We start from the raw sequence: 17,471 nt of genomic DNA on the forward strand, positions 1-17,471 counted from the left end.
CCCAAAGCATAACTATGGGATTTTGTAAAAGCATATTACGACTCTTCGGATGGCGGGTGCTCTGCACAGTGCCCGACTATCCGAAGAGCATTATCTGTGTGGCCCCTCACACGTCCAACTGGGACTTTGTGCTGGGTAAATTTGCCTGGTGGTCGCTCGGACGCAAGGCGGGCTTTCTGATGAAGGAAGCATGGTTTTTCTTCCCCATGAAATATCTGTTCAGAGCCATGGGAGGCATCCCTGTGTCGCGCCGACGCGGGTCGTCGCTCAGCGAGGCCATCATACACAAGTTTGACACCTCCGAGAGCCTCTGCATAGCCATCACGCCCGAGGGCACCCGCGCGCGCGTCAGCCAATGGCGCACGGGCTTCCTGCACATCGCCTATGAGGCCCGCGTGCCCATAGTGCTCGGAGCCATCGACGCCGCCAACAAGCTGGTGCATCTCGAAAAGACCTTTACCCCCACGGGCGACATCGAGGCCGACATGCGTGCCATCAAGAGTTATTACCGACAGTTTCAAGGCATCATACCCGAAAACTTTTCAGCCGAATGAAAATCTGCACCATCCCCCTCGACATAGCGTATGCCTCGGTCGAGGACAATCTACTCACGGCCGCCAAGGCTCTCAACGACGTGGAGCGCGACACCGATGTAGTGGTGCTGCCCGAGCTCTTCACCACCTCGTTTGTGCCCGATCAGAAGACCGTCTCGCAGCTTGCCGAGCCCAACGACGGACGCACCGTCGCGGCTCTCCGACGCTGGGCCGAGTTTTTCGGCTTTGCCATAGCGGGCAGTTTTCTGGCCACCGACGGAGGAGGCCGTTATTTCAACCGCGGCTTCTTCATGGAGCCGGGGGGCGACGTGACGTTTTATGACAAACGCCACCTCTTCCCGCTGTCGACCGAGGACAAGGTCTATACCCCCGGCCGCGAGATGCCGGCACGCATACGTTATCGCGGCTGTGAGTTCATGCTGGTGTTGTGTTTCGACCTCCGTTTCCCCGTGTGGACGCGCAACAGGCCCGAGTCGATGTATGACGTGCTGATTGTGCCGGCCAACTGGCCCCACTCTCGGGCCGAGCAGCTCAAGACGCTGCTTGCCGCCCGCGCTATCGAAAATCAGGCCTATGTCATCGTGGCCAACTGCTTGGGCTCTGACAAGTATGGCGAATACAAGCTGTCAGACTCAGGCATGTATGACAATCTCGGCGTCAATATCCAGGAGACGCGCCGCAACGGCTATCACTACGCTCTGCTCGACCTCCGCGCGCTTGCCCAGGGCCGTGCCCGCTTTCCCGCCTATGCCGCGTCGGACAAGTGGAGCATCGAACTCCCCTGAACTTTCTGCGGGGGGAGATACAAAAGGACATAAGTCTGCGGGGGGGAGATACAAAAGGACATAAGTTTCATAAGAAACAAAAGTTTTTTTAATCATCTATATGGCTGTCGGTTATATAGATAAATGACTTTTGTTTCTTATGAAACTTATGTCCTTTTGTATCCCCCTGTGCGGGGTCTCAGTCTCACAAAGGTGACACTACTGTGAGACTGTCTCATTACAGTGTCAAAATCGTGAGACTGAGACTGCTTGTCTCACTCGTCCTGTTTTTTCAGTAGTCTGAAAGCTGTGGCGCGGCTCACCCCGAGAGCCGTGGCTATCTGTTCGGCACTCTTGCCCGCGGTCTTAAGCTCGTCGGCTGCTTTGCGGAGGTCGTCGCGCGAACGTCGGTTGCTCTGACGCTCGGCCAGATGGGAGTCCTCGCTGTCGGTGCCTATGGATGAGAAGCCCACAAAGTTTTCGTAAATCTTGCCTATGGTGCATGATAGCACATTGTCGCGGTCATAGACCTGCTCGCAGTTGCGCTGCTTGATCTGCTTGATATAGCGCAGGTCCTTACCGCGGTTGCTCTCGCCGATGGCAAAGGCCGAGTCGGCAAAGTTGATAAGCATCTTGGAGCCTTGGAGGTCATTGCGGGTGAGAGGGTTGCAGAGAGCGCGCTTAGGCGTATGGGCCAGCAGGAGTATACTCAGGTCGTGACGCTTTTTGAGAGCTACGAGCTTCTTCATGAGCGGCATGGCGTCGGCGGCCGACTCGGTGCCCGAGGCCATGAAGGTGATATTGTCGATGATGAGCACTCGGGCCATTGCCTCCTCGATGCGCATCTCGAGGTCGGAGATAACCTGGTCGGCAAACGCCTGGGTGGCGTAATCGTCGGTAAAATCGTCGGACGACATGTCGTAACACAGCTCTACGCGGTTGAACTGCTGGCTGAAATCGTAATACACCTTGCGCCCCGGCTCGTCGGGATGCGGACACGAATAGCGTCGGCCAAACTGTACGAGACTCAGCTCAAAGTCGGCATATACCACGGACTGCGACAGTGTCTCGGGTCTGAGTTCGGGCAGAGTCGTAGTGCAGTGCATGCCGTTGGCCACCATGTCGGCTATCTGCACGGCGAGTATCGACTTGCCCACATTGGTGTCGGCAAACAGTATGCATATCTCTCCCTCATACCATAGCGGACCACACAACTGCTTCTGGTCGATGGTCACGGCTGCGTGGCGGGCCCAGTCAGACCCCGACAGCATGCGAGTGATGGCAGGTCGGCGTGACGCAGGTGCAGGTCGGGGCTTTACAGCCGCCTGCTTCTCTTTCTTAGGAGGATTACAGGCGGCCGTCTGAGCCGCATTGGCCGCGGCAGTAGCGGCCTCGGCCCTAATGTCAGACAATATCTTGCTCAAGGAAGATATGTGAAGAGGTTTCCCGCTTTTTTTAGCGAGAGCGACGTGACGTTTGTTTCGTACATCAGACATAATATTTAGGGTGAGGGGGATGTTAAGGCCTCACGCTGCAAAGTTACGTCACGCCAAGGGCCCTAAAGGTGCGATAATGTCGCATGGTGTCGATAATAAGGGAGCAACTGAGGTTTTTTGTCCTCGTGTGCAGTCTCAGTCTCACAAAGTTGACACTCTTGTGAGACTGTCTCATGTCAGTGTCAAAATAGTGAGACTGAGACTCGGGGGGGGAAAACATGGGTTGGATAACAGGATTTTCGTTATTTACATTCCTTGTCGCCTGTTCCCTATTTTCCTATTTTACATTTATTTGTTTTGGAGATTTCTCGGATAATGCGTATCTTTGCACTGCATTTGATGCATGTCTGCCTTGGTAGTTCAATGGATAGAATGGGAAATTCCTAATTTTCAGATAGGGGTTCGATTCCCCTCCGAGGTACGAAATACATTATTTGTTCGTTCATTTTTTGTTTGTTAGGCCGTCGGTCACAGTGGTTGTGGCTGACGGTTTGTCGTCTCTATATCTCTATGGGCTCGTCGGGCTCGAAGTCGCGTATGGCGCGGGTGCCTGTGACGGAGTCCCAGAGCATGGGGCTTAGCCCGGTGCCTGGACGTTTGGCCGCGAGATTGCTGTCGGAGAGGGTCTCGCCCTTGGAGATGTGGCGCGAGGCCACGATGCTCTTGCGCGCCACGGCTATGTTGGGCCGCTCGGCCTCGGTGACGGTCTTGTCGGGGTGTCCGAGAGCCAGCTCCGTCTCGCGTATGGCCGAGACCATGGCTGCGAGCTCGTCGGGCGTGAGCGACGCCTTGTGGTCGGGCCCCGGCATGGAGCGGTCGAGCGTGAAATGCTTCTCTATAATCATGGCTCCGCGGGCTGCTGCGGCTATGGCCACGGTGATGCCGCGCGTGTGGTCGCTGTAGCCTGTGCCGCCACATCCGAGCGTGGCGAGCGTGTCCATGGCGCGGAGATTGACGGCTTCGGGCGGGGTGGGGTATTGGGTGGTGCAGTGCAGCAGGTAGATGTCGGAGCGTGTGATGAGTCCTCGCTCGCATAGAGCGGTCACGGCACTCTCCACCTCGGGGAGCGTCGACATGCCTGTCGAGAGGATGACGCGTCCCCCCTTGGATGCTATGTGGCGCAGATAGGGCAGATTGGTGATTTCGCCCGAGGGTATCTTCCAGTAGTCCATGCCGAGGGCCGCGAGCTGCTCGATGGATTCGTGGTCAAACGGGGTGCTCATGAAGCCCACCCCATGACGGCGACACTCTTCGGCCAGCCGGGCAAAGTCGGCCGCGGACAGTTCGAGCCCCTTGAGCATAGCCAGTTGAGAGTTGTCGTCGCCCTCGCGGTCACCGCAGTTTTCCTGCTGATAGCGGGCCTTGGGGGCTGAGGCCGACACGAGATTTTCGGCCTTGAAGGTCTGAAACTTCACATAGTCGACTCCGGCACGGGCCGCGCGGCCCACCATCTCGAGGGCCGTGTCGAGCGAGCCGTTGTGGTTGACGCCCGCTTCGGCTATTATTATGGTGTGGGGAGGTGTTGTCATGAGGTGTGTTTATCGTTTTTGATGAAGAGGTCGGGCCGGCACTCCGGCATAAGTGCCCGCGGCGGGGATGTCGGCTGTCACTACGGCTCCGGCCCCCACGGTGACGCCGGCTCCGATGCTCACGCAGGGCTTTATGATGACGCCCGCGCCTATATATGTGTCATCGCCTATGGTGACGCCTCCGCATATGACGGCTCCTGGGCCTATGAACACGTTGTCGCCCAGCGTGCATCCGTGCTCCACGATGGCCCCGGTGTTGATTACGCAGTGAGCTCCGGCGGTGGTGGCGGCGTTGACCGTCGCGCGGTGAAACACGGCCGTGCCTCCTCCCAGCCGTGCCGAGGGCGACACTATGGCCGAGGGTGCCACCGTCACGGGCGAGCCGTAGCGGCCGTAGCGGTCTATGACCCTGCGCCGTGCCCTGAGCGAGCAGTCGGCTCCGCTGACGAGGGTCACGATGATGTCGGTCGAGTCGGGGGCGCAGTCCGCCATAAAGGCCGCGTCGTCGCCAAGCCACCCGAGGGGCATGGACGGGACGGGGGCCAAATCAACGTATCCCGCCACCTTTGCAGATGACGGGAGTATGTCGAGCAGCGAAAGGGCGTGTCCCCCTCCGCCTATGAGTGCTATGGGTCGGGCCATCAGAAGAGATAGGCCACCGACACGGTCCAGTAGCGGTTTTTGCCCTCGATGCCGGCCTCGCTTGTGGAGGAGCTTACGGTGTTGACGGCTTTGGTCAGACCGAGACCGTAGCGGGCGTTGACGTCGAGACGGCTCAGGAGCTGTACGCCTATGCCGAAGTTGAGAGCCCAGTCGACCGACTTGTTGCGGAAGTTTTCATAAGTCTTGCCGCTTGTGAGCACCGACACGCTCGGGCCTACACCGATGTAGGGCACGAGCACCTTGCTCACCACGGGGAGCGAGAAGTTGTAGCGGAGATTGAGGGGTATCTCGATATAGTCGCGGTTGTCCTTGCTGAGATTGTTCTGATACATGTATTCCGAGTTGCGGCGCACATACATGAGCGAGAGGTCGGCTCCGATGCCTATCACGGGCACCTTGAACTCGGTCATCAGACCTGCGGTCCATCCCGTCTGGTTGCTGCTGTCAAAGAGGTCGTTGTTGAAGTGGAGGGCATTGACGGTGAGTCCGACCTTGGGGCCGAACTTGAAGAGGCCGCCTGCCTGTGCCGCCGATGCGCCCAGCATGACGGCGAGCATGGCGATTGCGATTCTGATGTGTTTCATACGTCTTTTAAATAGTGTTGATTACGTGTTGTGACTGCAAAAATAGCAATTATTTCCTTGATAAAAAATGAATTGTCAATGAATTTTACGCCTGTTGAGCTCCTGCTGATACCTGCGGGCGTTGGCCTGGTGGGTGGCATAGTCGGAGGCAAAGTTGTGATAGCCCGAAAAATCCTCCTTGGCACACATATATATATAATTATGATGCGGAGCGTTGAGCACATCGTCCATGGCCGCGCCTGTCGGCACCCTGATGGGGCCCGGGGGCAGGCCGTCGACCTGATAGGTGTTGTAGGGCGAGCGGCATTTGAGATGCTCGCCCCTGATGCGGCGCAGCGTGAAGTCGCCCACGGCATACTTGACCGTCGGGTCGGCCTGCAGACGCATACCCTTGTGCAGACGGTTGAGATACAGACGCGCCACCATGGGCCGCTCGTCGCGCTTGGCCGTCTCCTCCTCGATGATTGACGCCACCGTGGCCACCTCGGTCTTGCTCAGCCCGAGGGCGCGGGCCTTGGCCTTGCGCTCGTCGGTCCAGAAAGCGTCGCGATAGTCGAGCAGACGTTTCACGACATTGGCCGGCGACGCGCTCCAGTAAAATTCGTAGGTGTCGGGCAGAAAGGCCGCAGGAAAGGTGGCACGGGTGAAGCCGCGGTCGGGCAGCACCTCGAGACACGCGTCCATAAACTCCTCGGGCGTGCACTGCAACTGCGAGGCGATGCGCTCGGCCAGCATGGGCATGGTGCGTGTGCCGTTAAAGGTCACCTTCACCGGAGTCTGACGCCCTGTGGCCATGCGGCGGGCTATGCCGAGGGCCGTCTGCCCGCGGTCAATGCGATAGGCCCCTTCGGTGCGGGCGGGATTGTTGCCCATGAGCTTCCACATCACATATACGCGTGTGCCCATCGGAGACCCCAGCCGTGTCTTGAGGCTGTCCTTGACCTGCGAGGGGGTGGCACCATGGGGCACGTAGACCCACTCGCCGTCCTCCGACCCTCCCGCATAGGGGATGAAGGCAAAGGCCAGCACCGAGCCTATGGCCACAATCACGGCTATGACGGCTATCATGACCCCCATCGAGTGGCGGCGCAGCCATGTGTCATTGCCCTTGGCTTTTTTCTTCTTGCGGAGAGAGGGCTTGCGTGTGGTAGATGTCGCGGTCATATATATAATGTCATATATATAATTAAGGTGTCAGCGTAATTTGTGGAGCGAGTCGATGAGTGTCTGCAGGCGGTCGCGCACCACCCCGAGCCGTCTGAGAGCCTCGGCCTTGCGGGTGATGCCGTCGCGGTTGATGCGCAGCTCCTCGCGTGCGGCCTCGATTTTCAGACCCTTGTCGTGGAGCAGATACTTGATCATATTGATCGTGTCGATGTCGGCCGGCGTGTAGAAACGCGTCCCGCGGTCGTTGCGCTTGGGCGAGAGGATGGAAAACTGTGTCTCCCAGAAGCGCAGGGTCGATGCCACGACTCCGGTCATGTCCACGACTTCGCTTATCTTATAATAACGTTTGCTTGTCGATTCTTTCATAGCTGTGCAAAGGTAATAAGAAACTGGCAAATATCCATCCCGACGCTCAATCTTGTTAAAAAATGTCGGTCGGATTTACGAAAATTTAAATATTTTCACAAAAAATCCGCGTATCGCAAAAAAAACCATAAAAAAAGTTTGGTATGTAAGTTTTTTGTCTTAACTTTGCACTGTTTTTGAAGCTTAAATATTGTTCAATAATTTAACGAGAAAAGAAAAAATGAAAAAGTTAGTTTTAGTTGCCGCTGTTGCTTTCAGCGCATCTTTGTTCTCCTGCGGTTCTTCTGACAAGGCTGCTCAGGAAACTACCGAGCCCGTTGTAGAAGAGGCCGTTGTTGAGGAAGTTGCTACTGTTGACAGCGTAGCTGCTGACAGCACTGTTGCTCCCGTTGACAGCGTAGCTGCCGCTGAATAATTTTTGCGGTAACACCTAACAAGGAAGGTCCGGCCCGATTCATACCCCCCCCCGGACACTTCAAAGGTATTAAGCTGATTGCCCGTAGCTATTACGTGCGACCAGCTTTCCTTATTTTCAAGCCCTTCCTGTCATCAAAGATATGCAACACACATCGCGCCATGCGGGGCTCGACGACCGGCAGGTCATGCAAAGCCGCCTTGAGCATGGCTCCAACATTCTCACCCCGCCTCGTAAGGCATCGGCCTGGAGCAAGTTTCTGGCCAAATTCTCCGACCCGCTCATCATCATCCTGCTCATAGCGGGAGTCATGTCGGTGGGCATCTCGTTTTACGAATACTTCGCCCTCGGGTCAGGCCCCGGAGTGTTTTTCGAGCCGACAGGCATATTCATAGCCATAATGCTTGCCACCGGCCTCGCATTTTACTTTGAGGAAAAAGCTGACAAAGAGTTTGCCCTGCTCAACCGGGTCAACGACGACACCCCCGTCCAGGTGATACGCGGCGGCCTGAGCATCGAGATAGCACGCAAGGACGTGGTGGTGGGCGACATCGTGTTGCTCAACACGGGCGAGGAAGTTCCGGCCGACGGACAGTTGCTCGAAGCCGTGTCGCTCAGTGTGGACGAGTCATCGCTCACAGGCGAGCCCATAGCCCGCAAGACGGTGGTGCCGAGCGACTTTGACCCCGAAGCCACATTTCCCTCCGACCAAGTGTTGCGTGGCACCAAAATCATGGAAGGCCACGGAGTCATGGTCGTCACAGCCGTAGGCGACCACACCGAGAACGGCAAAGTGTTTGTCGCATCGCAGATTGACGACAGCGTGCGCACGCCGCTCAACGAGCAGCTCGACGGACTCGGCTCACTCGTCACCAAAGCCAGCTATGCCGTGGCCGCGCTCATCGTCGCCGGCCGTCTGCTCGTCTACTTCACCGCGTCGGGCATGCTGTTTGAATGGGTGTCGTTTGTAGCCTATCTGCTCCAGACACTGATGATAGCCGTCACCCTCATAGTGGTCGCAGTGCCCGAAGGACTCCCGATGGCCGTGACGCTCTCGCTTGCCTACTCGATGAGACGCATGTTCAAGGCCGGTAACCTCGTGCGCCGCATGCACGCGTGCGAGACCATGGGAGCCACCACGGTGATATGCACCGACAAGACCGGCACCCTCACCCAAAACCGCATGCAGGTGGCCGAAGCCTGCTTCCCCTCATTGCCCGACGGGCAGCTTGACGGCTCCGGAGCGGCCCATACCATAGCCGAAGGGATAGCCGTCAACAGCACGGCTCAGCTCGACATGACCGACCCCTCTCATCCCGTGGCTCTCGGCAACCCCACCGAGGGCGCGCTGCTCCTGTGGCTCCACTCGGCCCGGATTGACTATCTCGCCCTGCGCGATGGAGTGCGGGTGGTGGAGGAATTGCCCTTTACGACCGAACGCAAATACATGGCCACGCTCGTGCGAGACCGTCGCGGCCGTCATATAATATATGTAAAAGGCGCGCCCGAGATTGTGGCGGCCATGTGTGGCATATTCCCGCAAGGCATGGATGCGGCGTCGGTCGACTCACGCCTGCTCGGCTATCAGCGTCAGGGCATGCGCACACTCGGTTTTGCCTGCGTGGAGTTGCCCGACGGCCATGTCTCGGGGCTCGACAGCCTTGCCGCGCTCCGGCCGCATGTGAGGCTGCTCGGCATAGTGGCCATAGCCGACCCTGTGCGTCCGGATGTGCCCGACGCCGTGCGCCTTGTGCGCCATGCGGGCATAGACGTGAAAATAGTCACAGGCGATACTCCTGCCACCGCCCGCGAGATAGGGCGCGGCATAGGCCTGTGGAGCGATGCCGACACAGACCGTAGCATTATCACGGGCAGCGAGTTTGCCGCATTGTCCGACGCCGAGCTGCGCAGCCGTGTGGGCGACCTCAAAATCATAGCCAGGGCTCGCCCGATGGACAAGAAGCGTCTTGTCGAAGCTCTGCAGGCCAACAATGAGGTGGTCGCAGTCACAGGCGACGGCACCAACGACGCCCCCGCGCTCAAAGCCGCCCATGTGGGCCTCTCGATGGGCGACGGCACAGCCGTGGCCAAGGAGGCGAGCGACATCACCATCATCGACAATTCCTTCTCGTCGATAGGCAAGGCCGTCATGTGGGGCCGCTCGCTCTATCTCAACATACAGCGTTTCATTCTCTTCCAGCTCACGGTCAATGTCGTGGCCTCGCTCATAGTGCTTGCAGGCGCGTTTATGGGCATGCAGTCACCCCTCACGGTCACCCAGATGCTGTGGGTCAACCTAATCATGGATACCTTTGCGGCCATAGCCCTCTCCACATTACCCCCGTCGGCCGACGTGATGGACGAGAAGCCCCGTTCGCGCACGGCATTCATCATCAGCCCCGCCATGGGATGGTTCATAGCCGTTGTGGGCGGACTCTTTTTCGCCCTGCTCTTCGGGCTGCTGTGGTATCTGCGTCACACCGACCTCGACTCGCTCACGCAACTGTTCCGTCTCCCGTTGCTGTCGTCCGACAAAGGCCTCTCGCCCTACGAGCTGTCGCTCTTCTTCACCACATTCGTCTTCCTCCAGTTCTGGAATCTTTTCAATGCCAAAGCCTTTGCGACAGGCCGTTCGGCCCTGCATTTCAAAGGTTGCTCCGAATTTGTCACCATCGCCCTCTTTATCCTTGTGGGCCAGGTGTGTATCGTCGAGATAGGACGGCAGTTCTTCAACGTCCAGCCGCTTCGGCTCTCTGACTGGGTAATTATAATCTGCGGCACATCCATCGTGTTTTGGGCCGGCGAAATCATCCGACTCTTTGGCCGAAAAAGAAAAAATGTGTAACTTTGTGCCCGTAATTTTTCAAAAAATACGATAATAACAAGCTAATCATATAATCATGTTGACAGCAAAGGAGATACGTGAATCATTCAAGGAATTTTTCCGTACCAAAGGTCATCACATCGTGCCCTCGGCTCCGATGGTGATAAAGGACGACCCCACACTCATGTTCACCAACGCCGGTATGAACCAGTTCAAGGACATCATCCTCGGCAACAAGGCGGCGAAATATCAGCGTGTGGCCGACTCTCAGAAATGCTTGCGTGTCTCCGGCAAGCACAACGACCTCGAGGAAGTGGGCATGGACACCTATCACCACACCATGTTCGAGATGCTCGGCAACTGGAGCTTTGGCGACTATTTCAAGAAAGAAGCCATCGACTGGGCGTGGGAATATCTTGTAGACGTGCTCGGTCTTGACCCCGACCGTCTCTATGCCACAGTGTTTGAAGGCTCGCCCGAGGAAGGCCTTGCCCGTGACGACGAAGCCGCGTCCTATTGGGAGAAGCATCTGCCCGCATCTCACATCATCAACGGCAACAAGCACGACAACTTCTGGGAGATGGGCGACACAGGCCCCTGCGGACCCTGCTCGGAGATACACATCGACCTCCGTTCGCCTCAGGAGCGCGCCGAGATAGACGGTGCCTCGCTCGTAAACCATGACAACCCCCTCGTCATAGAGATATGGAACCTCGTGTTCATGCAGTACAACCGCAAAGCCGACGGCTCGCTCGAGCCGCTCCCTGCCAAGGTCATCGACACCGGCATGGGCTTCGAGCGTCTCTGCATGGCTCTTCAGGGCAAGAAATCCAACTATGACACCGACGTATTCACTCCCCTCATCGACACGATATCGCGCCTCTCGGGCAAAGAATATGGCAAAGACCGCCAGGTCGACATCTCAATGCGCGTTATCGCCGACCATGTGCGCACCATCGCCTTCTCCATCGCCGACTCACAGCTTCCCGGCAATGCCAAGGCCGGCTATGTGATACGCCGCATCCTGCGTCGCGCCGTACGTTACGCTTACACCTTCCTTGACCAGAAACAGGCGTTCATGTACAAGCTCGTCAACACACTCATCGACTCGATGGGCGAGGCTTATCCCGAGATTGCAGCCCAGCGCGAGCTCATAATGAAAGTAATCAAAGAGGAAGAGGACGCTTTCCTCCGCACTCTCGACAAGGGTATATCCATTCTCGACAATGCCATTCAGACGGCACGCAAGGAGGGCAAGACCGAGATTTCGGGCAAGGATGCCTTTGTGCTCTATGACACATACGGCTTCCCCCTCGACTTGACCGAGCTGATTCTCAAGGAAAACGGCATGACGCTCGACAAGACTGAGTTTGACAAGGAAATGGAGGCCCAGAAGACCCGTGCACGCAATGCGGCAGCCGTCGAGGCTACCGACTGGGTAGTGCTCAGCGAGGGTGAGACCGAGTTTGTCGGCTATGACAGCACCTCGGCCCTTACACGCATCCTCCGCTATCGCAACGTGAAGCAGAAAGGCAAGAGCTTCTATCAGATAGTGCTCTCCGTAACCCCGTTCTATGCAGAGATGGGCGGACAGGTAGGCGACAGCGGCTGGCTCATAAACGGCGACGAGAAGATTGAAGTCTACGACACCAAGCGTGAGAACGGCCAGGCCGTACACCTCACCACCTCGCTTCCCGCCGATGTCAACGCCGAGTTCGAGGCCCGCATCAACGAGGCCGCACGTCGTGCCACCGAGTGCAACCACTCAGCCACCCACCTGCTTCACGCAGCTCTGCGTCAGGTGCTCGGTACACACGTCGAGCAGAAAGGCTCGTTCGTATCGCCCAACGTGCTCCGTTTTGACTTCAGCCACTTCCAGAAACTCACACCCGAGGAGATTCGCGCGGTCGAGCACATAGCCAATGCCAACGTGCGCAAGGCCATACCTCTCGACGAACACCGCTCACTCCCCATAGCCGAGGCCCGTGCGATGGGTGCCATGGCTCTTTTCGGTGAGAAATACGGTGAAGAGGTACGTGTCATAAAATATGGCGACTCGGTCGAGCTGTGTGGCGGTACACACGTGCCCAACACCGGCAATATCGGCATCATCCGCATCGTGTCGGAGTCAAGCATCGCGGCCGGCATACGTCGTATCGAAGCCATCACAGGCGAAGTGGCCGAGGAGGCTATCGACAGCCTCACCGACACTCTGCGTGCCGTAGGCGAGATGTTCCACAACGCACCCGACATCCGTCAGGCCATTCGTAAAGCCATTGAGGAGAACAACGAGCTGCGCAAGGAAGTCGAAGAGTTCATGAAAGAGCGCACCCGCAACGTTGCCAAGGAGCTTCTTGAGACAGCCGAGTCATACGGCGGCATGAAGATTGTCTCGCTTGCAGGCGTGCGCACACCCGACATGGTCAAGAACGTAGCCTTCCTCGTGCGTCAGATGTCATCGACCGCAACAGCATTCATCGCAGCCACAGCCGACATTGCCGGCAAGCCGCTTCTCACAGTGGCTCTGACCGACGACCTCGTGTCGGGCGGACTCAATGCGTCGACCATCGTCCGCAATGCAGCCAAGGCTATCAAGGGCGGCGGTGGCGGACAGCCGGGCTTCGCACAGGCCGGAGGCAAGGATGCCGACGGACTCTCGATAGCGTTTACATCGATGCACGATGCCTTGAAAGGAAACTAACCGTAAACATACAGTCAACCTATGGTTAAACATATAGTCACATTCAAGCTCTCAGGCTCGGCCGAGGAGCGCAGGGCGGTGGCCGAGCGTTTTCGTGACGCACTTCTCGCGCTTCCCGCACAGATAGATGTCCTGCGTTCGATGGAAGTAGGCATCAATGAAAACCCCTCCGAGGATTGGGACGTCGTGCTTACGGCTGTAGTCCCCGACATGGAGTCGGTCGACGTCTATGCCAAGCATCCCGCTCATGTGGCCGCAGCATCCATTCTTGCCGGTCACAAGGAGTCGCGCGCATGCGTTGACTACTGTTTTTAGTCCGATTCAGGAGATTTAGCAAACATCCAAAACGGCAGGCTGTCACAATGTGATGGTTTGCCGTTTTGGATTATGATTTATTTTTACAAAATCGAAAAGTTGCCCGAAAGTATCACGTAGTATACTTGTAATCAGTAATATATGTATTTTGTTGTGGTGAAAAGTTGTCCAAAATGGAAAATTATTGATATAATTTCGCGCGGTTTTATTTGGAAAATATATAGTTTGGGCGTAACTTTGCATCACAATAATCCCCCTCAACATAAAACCCAAATGATACATACAGTGGTTAAGCGCGACGGACGTATCGTCGGCTATAATGAAGAAAAAATCAAGGCTGCAATTCGTAAGGCTATGCTGACAACCGAGATGGGCGAGGACGAGTCGCTCATAGCACGTATAGCCGACATCATAACCATGACAGGCGGTGAGCAGATGACTGTCGAGCAGATACAGGACCGCGTAGAGCTCGAGTTGATGAACTCGCCCCGCAAAGAAGTTGCCAAACGTTACATCGCCTATCGCGACCAGCGTTCTATCGCACGTCGAGCCAAGACTCGCGACATGTTTCTTGAGATTATCGAGGCTAAAAACAACGACATCACACGCGAGAACGCCAATATGAACACCGACTCGCCGGCCGGCATGATGATGAAGTTTGCCAGCGAGACCACCAAGCCTTTTGTGGACGACTATCTGCTCTCGCCCCAGGTGCGTGAGGCTGTCAACAACGGCTATATCCACATCCACGACAAAGACTATTATCCCACCAAGAGTCTCACCTGTGTGCAGCATCCTCTTGACCGCATTCTCAAGTATGGTTTCGTCGCAGGTCATGGCGAGTCACGCCCGGCCAAGCGCATAGAGACCGCAAGCATCATTGGCTGTATCTCACTCGAGACCGCCCAGAACGAAATGCACGGAGGTCAGGCAATCCCGGCATTTGACTTCTATCTCGCACCGTTTGTACGCTCATCCTATATCGAGGAAATCAAGACCCTCGAGCGTCTCACAGGCTCCAATCTCTCACATCTCTATAATATCGACATCAAGGATTATATCAAGGAAGATGTCGAAAAATATTCCGGTGACGAGCGTTACATGCACCATGCCATCAACCAGACTGTAGCCCGAGTGCACCAGTCAATGGAGGCGTTTATTCACAACATGAACACCATCCACTCGCGTGGAGGCAACCAAGTGGTGTTCAGCTCCATCAATTATGGAACCGATACTTCGGCTGAGGGACGTTGCATCATCCGTGAACTGCTGCGCACCACCTATGAAGGCGTTGGCAATGGCGCGACAGCCATCTTTCCCATTCAGATATGGAAGAAAAAGCGTGGCGTGAGCTATCTTCCCGAAGATCCCAACTATGACCTCTATCAGCTCGCATGCAAGGTGACTGCACGCCGATTCTTCCCCAATTTCGTCAACCTTGATGCCACATTCAATCATCACGACAAGTGGGATGCCAATGACCCCGAGCGTTACAAATATGAAGTTGCGACAATGGGATGCCGCACACGAGTCTTCGAAAACCGTTTTGGCGAAAAGACTTCGATAGGCCGCGGCAACATCAGCTTCACCACAATTAATATCGTGCGTCTTGCCATCGAGTGTATGAACATTCTCGATCGCGAGGAGCGTGTGGCACGATTCTTCAGCAAACTTGATGACATCCTTGAGATTACAGCCCGTCAGTTGTGCGAGCGATTCGACTTCCAGAAGACCGCTATGGCCAAGCAGTTCCCGCTGCTCATGTCGCGTCTGTGGAACGGTGCCGAGAATCTCGCTCCTACCGATACCATAGAGAGCGTCATCAATCAGGGTACACTCGGCATCGGATTTATAGGTCTGGCCGAATGTCTCATAGCCCTCACCGGCAAGCATCATGGCGAGAGCGAGGACTCGCAGAAGCTTGGACTTCGCATAATCTCCCACATGCGCTCGCGTGTCAATGACTTCTCGGAGCGTTATCAGCACAACTTCTCAGTCCTTGCGACTCCGGCCGAGGGCCTTTCGGGCAAATTCACTTCGCGTGACCGTCGCTCGTTTGGAGTCATACCCGGTGTGACCGACAAGATTTATTATACCAACTCCAATCACGTCCCCGTCTACTACAAGTGCTCGCCGCGCCACAAAGCTCAGGTCGAGGCTCCCTATCATGAACTCACGGGAGGCGGTCACATATTCTATGTGGAGATTGACGGAGATGCAACCCACAATCCCAAGGCTATCAGCGACATCGTTGACCTCATGGATCAGTATAACATCGGCTATGGCTCGGTCAATCACAACCGTAACCGTTGCATGGATTGCGGCTACGAGGATGCGCAGGAAAATCTCACCGAGTGTCCCAAGTGTCACAGCCATAATATCGACAACATACAGCGCATCACGGGCTACCTCGTAGGCACGACCGACAGGTGGAACAATGCCAAGCTCGCCGAACTCAAAGATCGTATAGTGCACAAGTAATACCTCCCACATGCGCATACTCGACATTGTCCCGGGGACATCGGTTGATGGCCCCGGGCTTCGTACTTCAATTTATTTTGCCGGATGTGCCCACGCCTGTCCACAGTGTCACAATCCTCAGTCGTGGGACTTCTCATCCGGACGTGAGATGTCGGTCGACGAGGTATTGCGGATAGTCGAGGACAACGGCTTTGACGTCACATTTACAGGGGGAGATCCGCTTTATCAAGCTGCCGATATACTTCCACTTGCCATGGAATTACGCCGGCGAGGCTATGCTATATGGTGTTACACAGGATATCGCTATGAATCCATTGCGGAAGATTGTAATATCTCGCCTCTGCTTGCATGTTGCGACGTGCTTGTTGATGGTCCTTTTATGGCGGATAGACGCGATGTGCATCTGCTTTTTCGCGGCTCTTCCAATCAGCGGCTGATTGATTTGCAACGCTCTACGCCTGCCGATGTCCATTTGTGGGAGCCCGAGACGGTTGTATTCTGAACAAATTACATGTTTCGTGTGTTGAGTTCATAGATAACCTAAAAAATAAACACCTATGGAATTTTTGACCAACGATAAGCTCGTCATAGTCGGAGCAGCCGGCATGATTGGCTCTAACATGGCGCAGACAGCTATCATGATGCATCTCACCCCTAATATATGTCTGTATGATACCTATGCCCCCGCACTCGAGGGCGTGGCCGAAGAGATGCGCCATTGTGGCTTTGAAGGCGTCAATATTACATATACCTCCGATGTAGCAGAGGCTTTCAAGGATGCGAAATACATCGTGTCTTCCGGAGGAGCTGCCCGTAAGGCCGGCATGACACGTGAGGATTTGCTCAAGGGCAATGCCGAGATTGCCGAGCAGCTTGGCAAGGATATCAAGACCTATTGTCCGGATGTGAAACATGTGGTAGTCGTGTTTAATCCGGCCGATATTACAGGCCTCGTGACATTGATTTATTCAGGCCTCAAGCCCTCGCAGGTGTCTACGCTTGCTGCTCTTGACAGTACTCGACTGCGTAGCGAACTTGCCAAATACTTCCACATTCCGGCCGACGAAATCGTCAATTCGCGTACGTATGGCGGACATGGCGAGCAGATGGCCGTCTTTGCATCGACAACAACTGTCGCCGGACAGCCGCTTTCACAGATTATAGGCACTGACGCTCTTCCCGAAAAGGCCTGGGAGGAAATGAAGCAGCGCGTCATACAGGGTGGTAAGAACATCATCGACCTGCGTGGCCGTTCATCGTTCCAGAGTCCGGCCTATCTGTCAATCGAGATGATTGCCGCCACAATGGGAGGCAAACCGTTCTCATGGCCTGTAGGTACATATGTCAACGATGGCACATACAACCATATTATGATGGCCATGGAGACTACGCTTGACAAGAACGGTGTGACTGTGCATCCGGTAGGCGGAACTCCCGAGGAGAGAAAAGAACTTGATCAGAGCTATCACCATCTCTGCAAACTGCGTGATGAAGTCATATCTCTCGGCATCATTCCACCCATCAGTGAATGGTCTAAACTTAATCCTAATCTCTAAGGTTTTAATCGATCCTCTATATCAGACAGCCGCCACTTCCCCGTATGTATCATCGG

Annotated in this window: 15 protein-coding genes and 1 tRNA gene; 10 read left to right on the forward strand and 6 right to left on the reverse strand. The window is 55.8% G+C overall.

Features of this window, described 5'->3' with window-relative positions; all coding sequences use genetic code 11:
* Window positions 1–14 precede the first annotated feature (14 nt).
* Window positions 15–554, forward strand: coding sequence for a lysophospholipid acyltransferase family protein (locus QGT73_RS04605; RefSeq protein ID WP_280121624.1), 540 nt, complete (start codon window positions 15–17; stop codon window positions 552–554).
* A complete protein-coding gene (locus QGT73_RS04610; RefSeq protein ID WP_280121625.1) occupies window positions 551–1,339 on the forward strand; it encodes a nitrilase-related carbon-nitrogen hydrolase in 789 nt (262 codons plus the stop codon). The genes QGT73_RS04605 and QGT73_RS04610 overlap by 4 nt, the downstream gene beginning before the upstream one ends.
* A gap of 254 nt (window positions 1,340–1,593) precedes the next feature.
* Here QGT73_RS04610 and QGT73_RS04615 read toward each other — a convergent pair whose 3' ends face one another.
* Window positions 1,594–2,730 carry an AAA family ATPase gene (locus QGT73_RS04615; protein ID WP_280121626.1) on the reverse strand — a complete coding sequence of 379 codons (1,137 nt, stop codon included), beginning with the start codon at window positions 2,728–2,730 and terminating at the stop codon, window positions 1,594–1,596.
* 433 nt (window positions 2,731–3,163) lie between these two features.
* On the opposite strand from QGT73_RS04615, the gene QGT73_RS04620 reads away from it, so the two are divergent.
* Window positions 3,164–3,235: transfer RNA gene (locus QGT73_RS04620), tRNA-Arg, on the forward strand.
* 79 nt (window positions 3,236–3,314) lie between these two features.
* Here QGT73_RS04620 and neuB read toward each other — a convergent pair.
* The 5 genes from neuB to QGT73_RS04645 form a co-directional block, all read right to left on the reverse strand.
* On the reverse strand, window positions 3,315–4,343 hold the full coding sequence (gene neuB / locus QGT73_RS04625) for an N-acetylneuraminate synthase (RefSeq protein WP_280121627.1): 1,029 nt from the start codon (window positions 4,341–4,343) through the stop codon (window positions 3,315–3,317).
* Window positions 4,344–4,352: 9 nt separating this feature from the next.
* Complete coding sequence (locus tag QGT73_RS04630) at window positions 4,353–4,985, reverse strand: NeuD/PglB/VioB family sugar acetyltransferase (protein WP_280121628.1); 633 nt, start codon at window positions 4,983–4,985, stop codon at window positions 4,353–4,355.
* Window positions 4,985–5,590: a porin family protein gene (locus tag QGT73_RS04635; RefSeq protein ID WP_280121629.1), complete on the reverse strand. Its 606-nt coding sequence runs from the start codon at window positions 5,588–5,590 to the stop codon at window positions 4,985–4,987. The genes QGT73_RS04630 and QGT73_RS04635 overlap by 1 nt, the downstream gene beginning before the upstream one ends.
* Window positions 5,591–5,665: 75 nt before the next feature.
* Window positions 5,666–6,754 (reverse strand): endolytic transglycosylase MltG, encoded by a 1,089-nt coding sequence (mltG, locus tag QGT73_RS04640; RefSeq protein ID WP_280121630.1) that lies wholly within the window; start codon window positions 6,752–6,754, stop codon window positions 5,666–5,668.
* A 30-nt stretch (window positions 6,755–6,784) separates the two neighbouring features.
* A complete protein-coding gene (locus QGT73_RS04645) occupies window positions 6,785–7,123 on the reverse strand; it encodes a MerR family transcriptional regulator (RefSeq protein WP_280121631.1) in 339 nt (112 codons plus the stop codon).
* A 220-nt stretch (window positions 7,124–7,343) separates the two neighbouring features.
* Here QGT73_RS04645 and QGT73_RS04650 point away from each other — a divergent pair, with 220 nt between their 5' ends.
* The 7 genes from QGT73_RS04650 to QGT73_RS04680 all read left to right on the forward strand — a co-directional run bounded on the left by QGT73_RS04650 (window position 7,344) and on the right by QGT73_RS04680 (window position 17,415).
* On the forward strand, window positions 7,344–7,538 hold the full coding sequence (locus tag QGT73_RS04650) for a hypothetical protein (protein WP_280121632.1): 195 nt from the start codon (window positions 7,344–7,346) through the stop codon (window positions 7,536–7,538).
* Window positions 7,539–7,680: 142 nt separating this feature from the next.
* The gene (locus tag QGT73_RS04655; protein ID WP_280121633.1) at window positions 7,681–10,383 is read left to right on the forward strand and encodes a calcium-translocating P-type ATPase, PMCA-type; all 2,703 of its coding nucleotides are present in this window, start codon (window positions 7,681–7,683) and stop codon (window positions 10,381–10,383) included.
* Between the two features lie 55 nt (window positions 10,384–10,438).
* Complete coding sequence (gene alaS / locus QGT73_RS04660; protein ID WP_280121634.1) at window positions 10,439–13,063, forward strand: alanine--tRNA ligase; 2,625 nt, start codon at window positions 10,439–10,441, stop codon at window positions 13,061–13,063.
* A 21-nt stretch (window positions 13,064–13,084) separates the two neighbouring features.
* Window positions 13,085–13,378 (forward strand): Dabb family protein, encoded by a 294-nt coding sequence (locus QGT73_RS04665; protein ID WP_280121635.1) that lies wholly within the window; start codon window positions 13,085–13,087, stop codon window positions 13,376–13,378.
* 273 nt (window positions 13,379–13,651) lie between these two features.
* A complete protein-coding gene (locus tag QGT73_RS04670; RefSeq protein WP_280121636.1) occupies window positions 13,652–15,859 on the forward strand; it encodes an anaerobic ribonucleoside triphosphate reductase in 2,208 nt (735 codons plus the stop codon).
* 10 nt (window positions 15,860–15,869) lie between these two features.
* A complete protein-coding gene (gene nrdG, locus QGT73_RS04675; RefSeq protein WP_280121637.1) occupies window positions 15,870–16,361 on the forward strand; it encodes an anaerobic ribonucleoside-triphosphate reductase activating protein in 492 nt (163 codons plus the stop codon).
* A 55-nt stretch (window positions 16,362–16,416) separates the two neighbouring features.
* On the forward strand, window positions 16,417–17,415 hold the full coding sequence (locus QGT73_RS04680) for a malate dehydrogenase (RefSeq protein ID WP_280121638.1): 999 nt from the start codon (window positions 16,417–16,419) through the stop codon (window positions 17,413–17,415).
* Window positions 17,416–17,471 lie beyond the last annotated feature (56 nt).

This window comes from Duncaniella muricolitica (assembly GCF_910574735.1).
Classification (GTDB): Bacteria; Bacteroidota; Bacteroidia; order Bacteroidales; family Muribaculaceae; genus Duncaniella; species Duncaniella muricolitica.

What these genes read in the sequence shown, in the direction of transcription:
- QGT73_RS04635 (WP_280121629.1), bottom strand. Translation starts at nt 5,590, where the DNA reads ATGAAACACATCAGAATCGCAATCGCCATGCTCGCCGTCATGCTGGGC.
- mltG (WP_280121630.1), bottom strand. Translation starts at nt 6,754, where the DNA reads ATGACCGCGACATCTACCACACGCAAGCCCTCTCTCCGCAAGAAGAAA.
- QGT73_RS04650 (WP_280121632.1), top strand. Translation starts at nt 7,344, where the DNA reads ATGAAAAAGTTAGTTTTAGTTGCCGCTGTTGCTTTCAGCGCATCTTTG.
- QGT73_RS04670 (WP_280121636.1), top strand. Translation starts at nt 13,652, where the DNA reads ATGATACATACAGTGGTTAAGCGCGACGGACGTATCGTCGGCTATAAT.
- QGT73_RS04610 (WP_280121625.1), top strand. Translation starts at nt 551, where the DNA reads ATGAAAATCTGCACCATCCCCCTCGACATAGCGTATGCCTCGGTCGAG.
- QGT73_RS04605 (WP_280121624.1), top strand. Translation starts at nt 15, where the DNA reads ATGGGATTTTGTAAAAGCATATTACGACTCTTCGGATGGCGGGTGCTC.
- QGT73_RS04680 (WP_280121638.1), top strand. Translation starts at nt 16,417, where the DNA reads ATGGAATTTTTGACCAACGATAAGCTCGTCATAGTCGGAGCAGCCGGC.
- QGT73_RS04645 (WP_280121631.1), bottom strand. Translation starts at nt 7,123, where the DNA reads ATGAAAGAATCGACAAGCAAACGTTATTATAAGATAAGCGAAGTCGTG.
- QGT73_RS04630 (WP_280121628.1), bottom strand. Translation starts at nt 4,985, where the DNA reads ATGGCCCGACCCATAGCACTCATAGGCGGAGGGGGACACGCCCTTTCG.
- QGT73_RS04655 (WP_280121633.1), top strand. Translation starts at nt 7,681, where the DNA reads ATGCAACACACATCGCGCCATGCGGGGCTCGACGACCGGCAGGTCATG.
- nrdG (WP_280121637.1), top strand. Translation starts at nt 15,870, where the DNA reads ATGCGCATACTCGACATTGTCCCGGGGACATCGGTTGATGGCCCCGGG.
- neuB (WP_280121627.1), bottom strand. Translation starts at nt 4,343, where the DNA reads ATGACAACACCTCCCCACACCATAATAATAGCCGAAGCGGGCGTCAAC.
- alaS (WP_280121634.1), top strand. Translation starts at nt 10,439, where the DNA reads ATGTTGACAGCAAAGGAGATACGTGAATCATTCAAGGAATTTTTCCGT.
- QGT73_RS04665 (WP_280121635.1), top strand. Translation starts at nt 13,085, where the DNA reads ATGGTTAAACATATAGTCACATTCAAGCTCTCAGGCTCGGCCGAGGAG.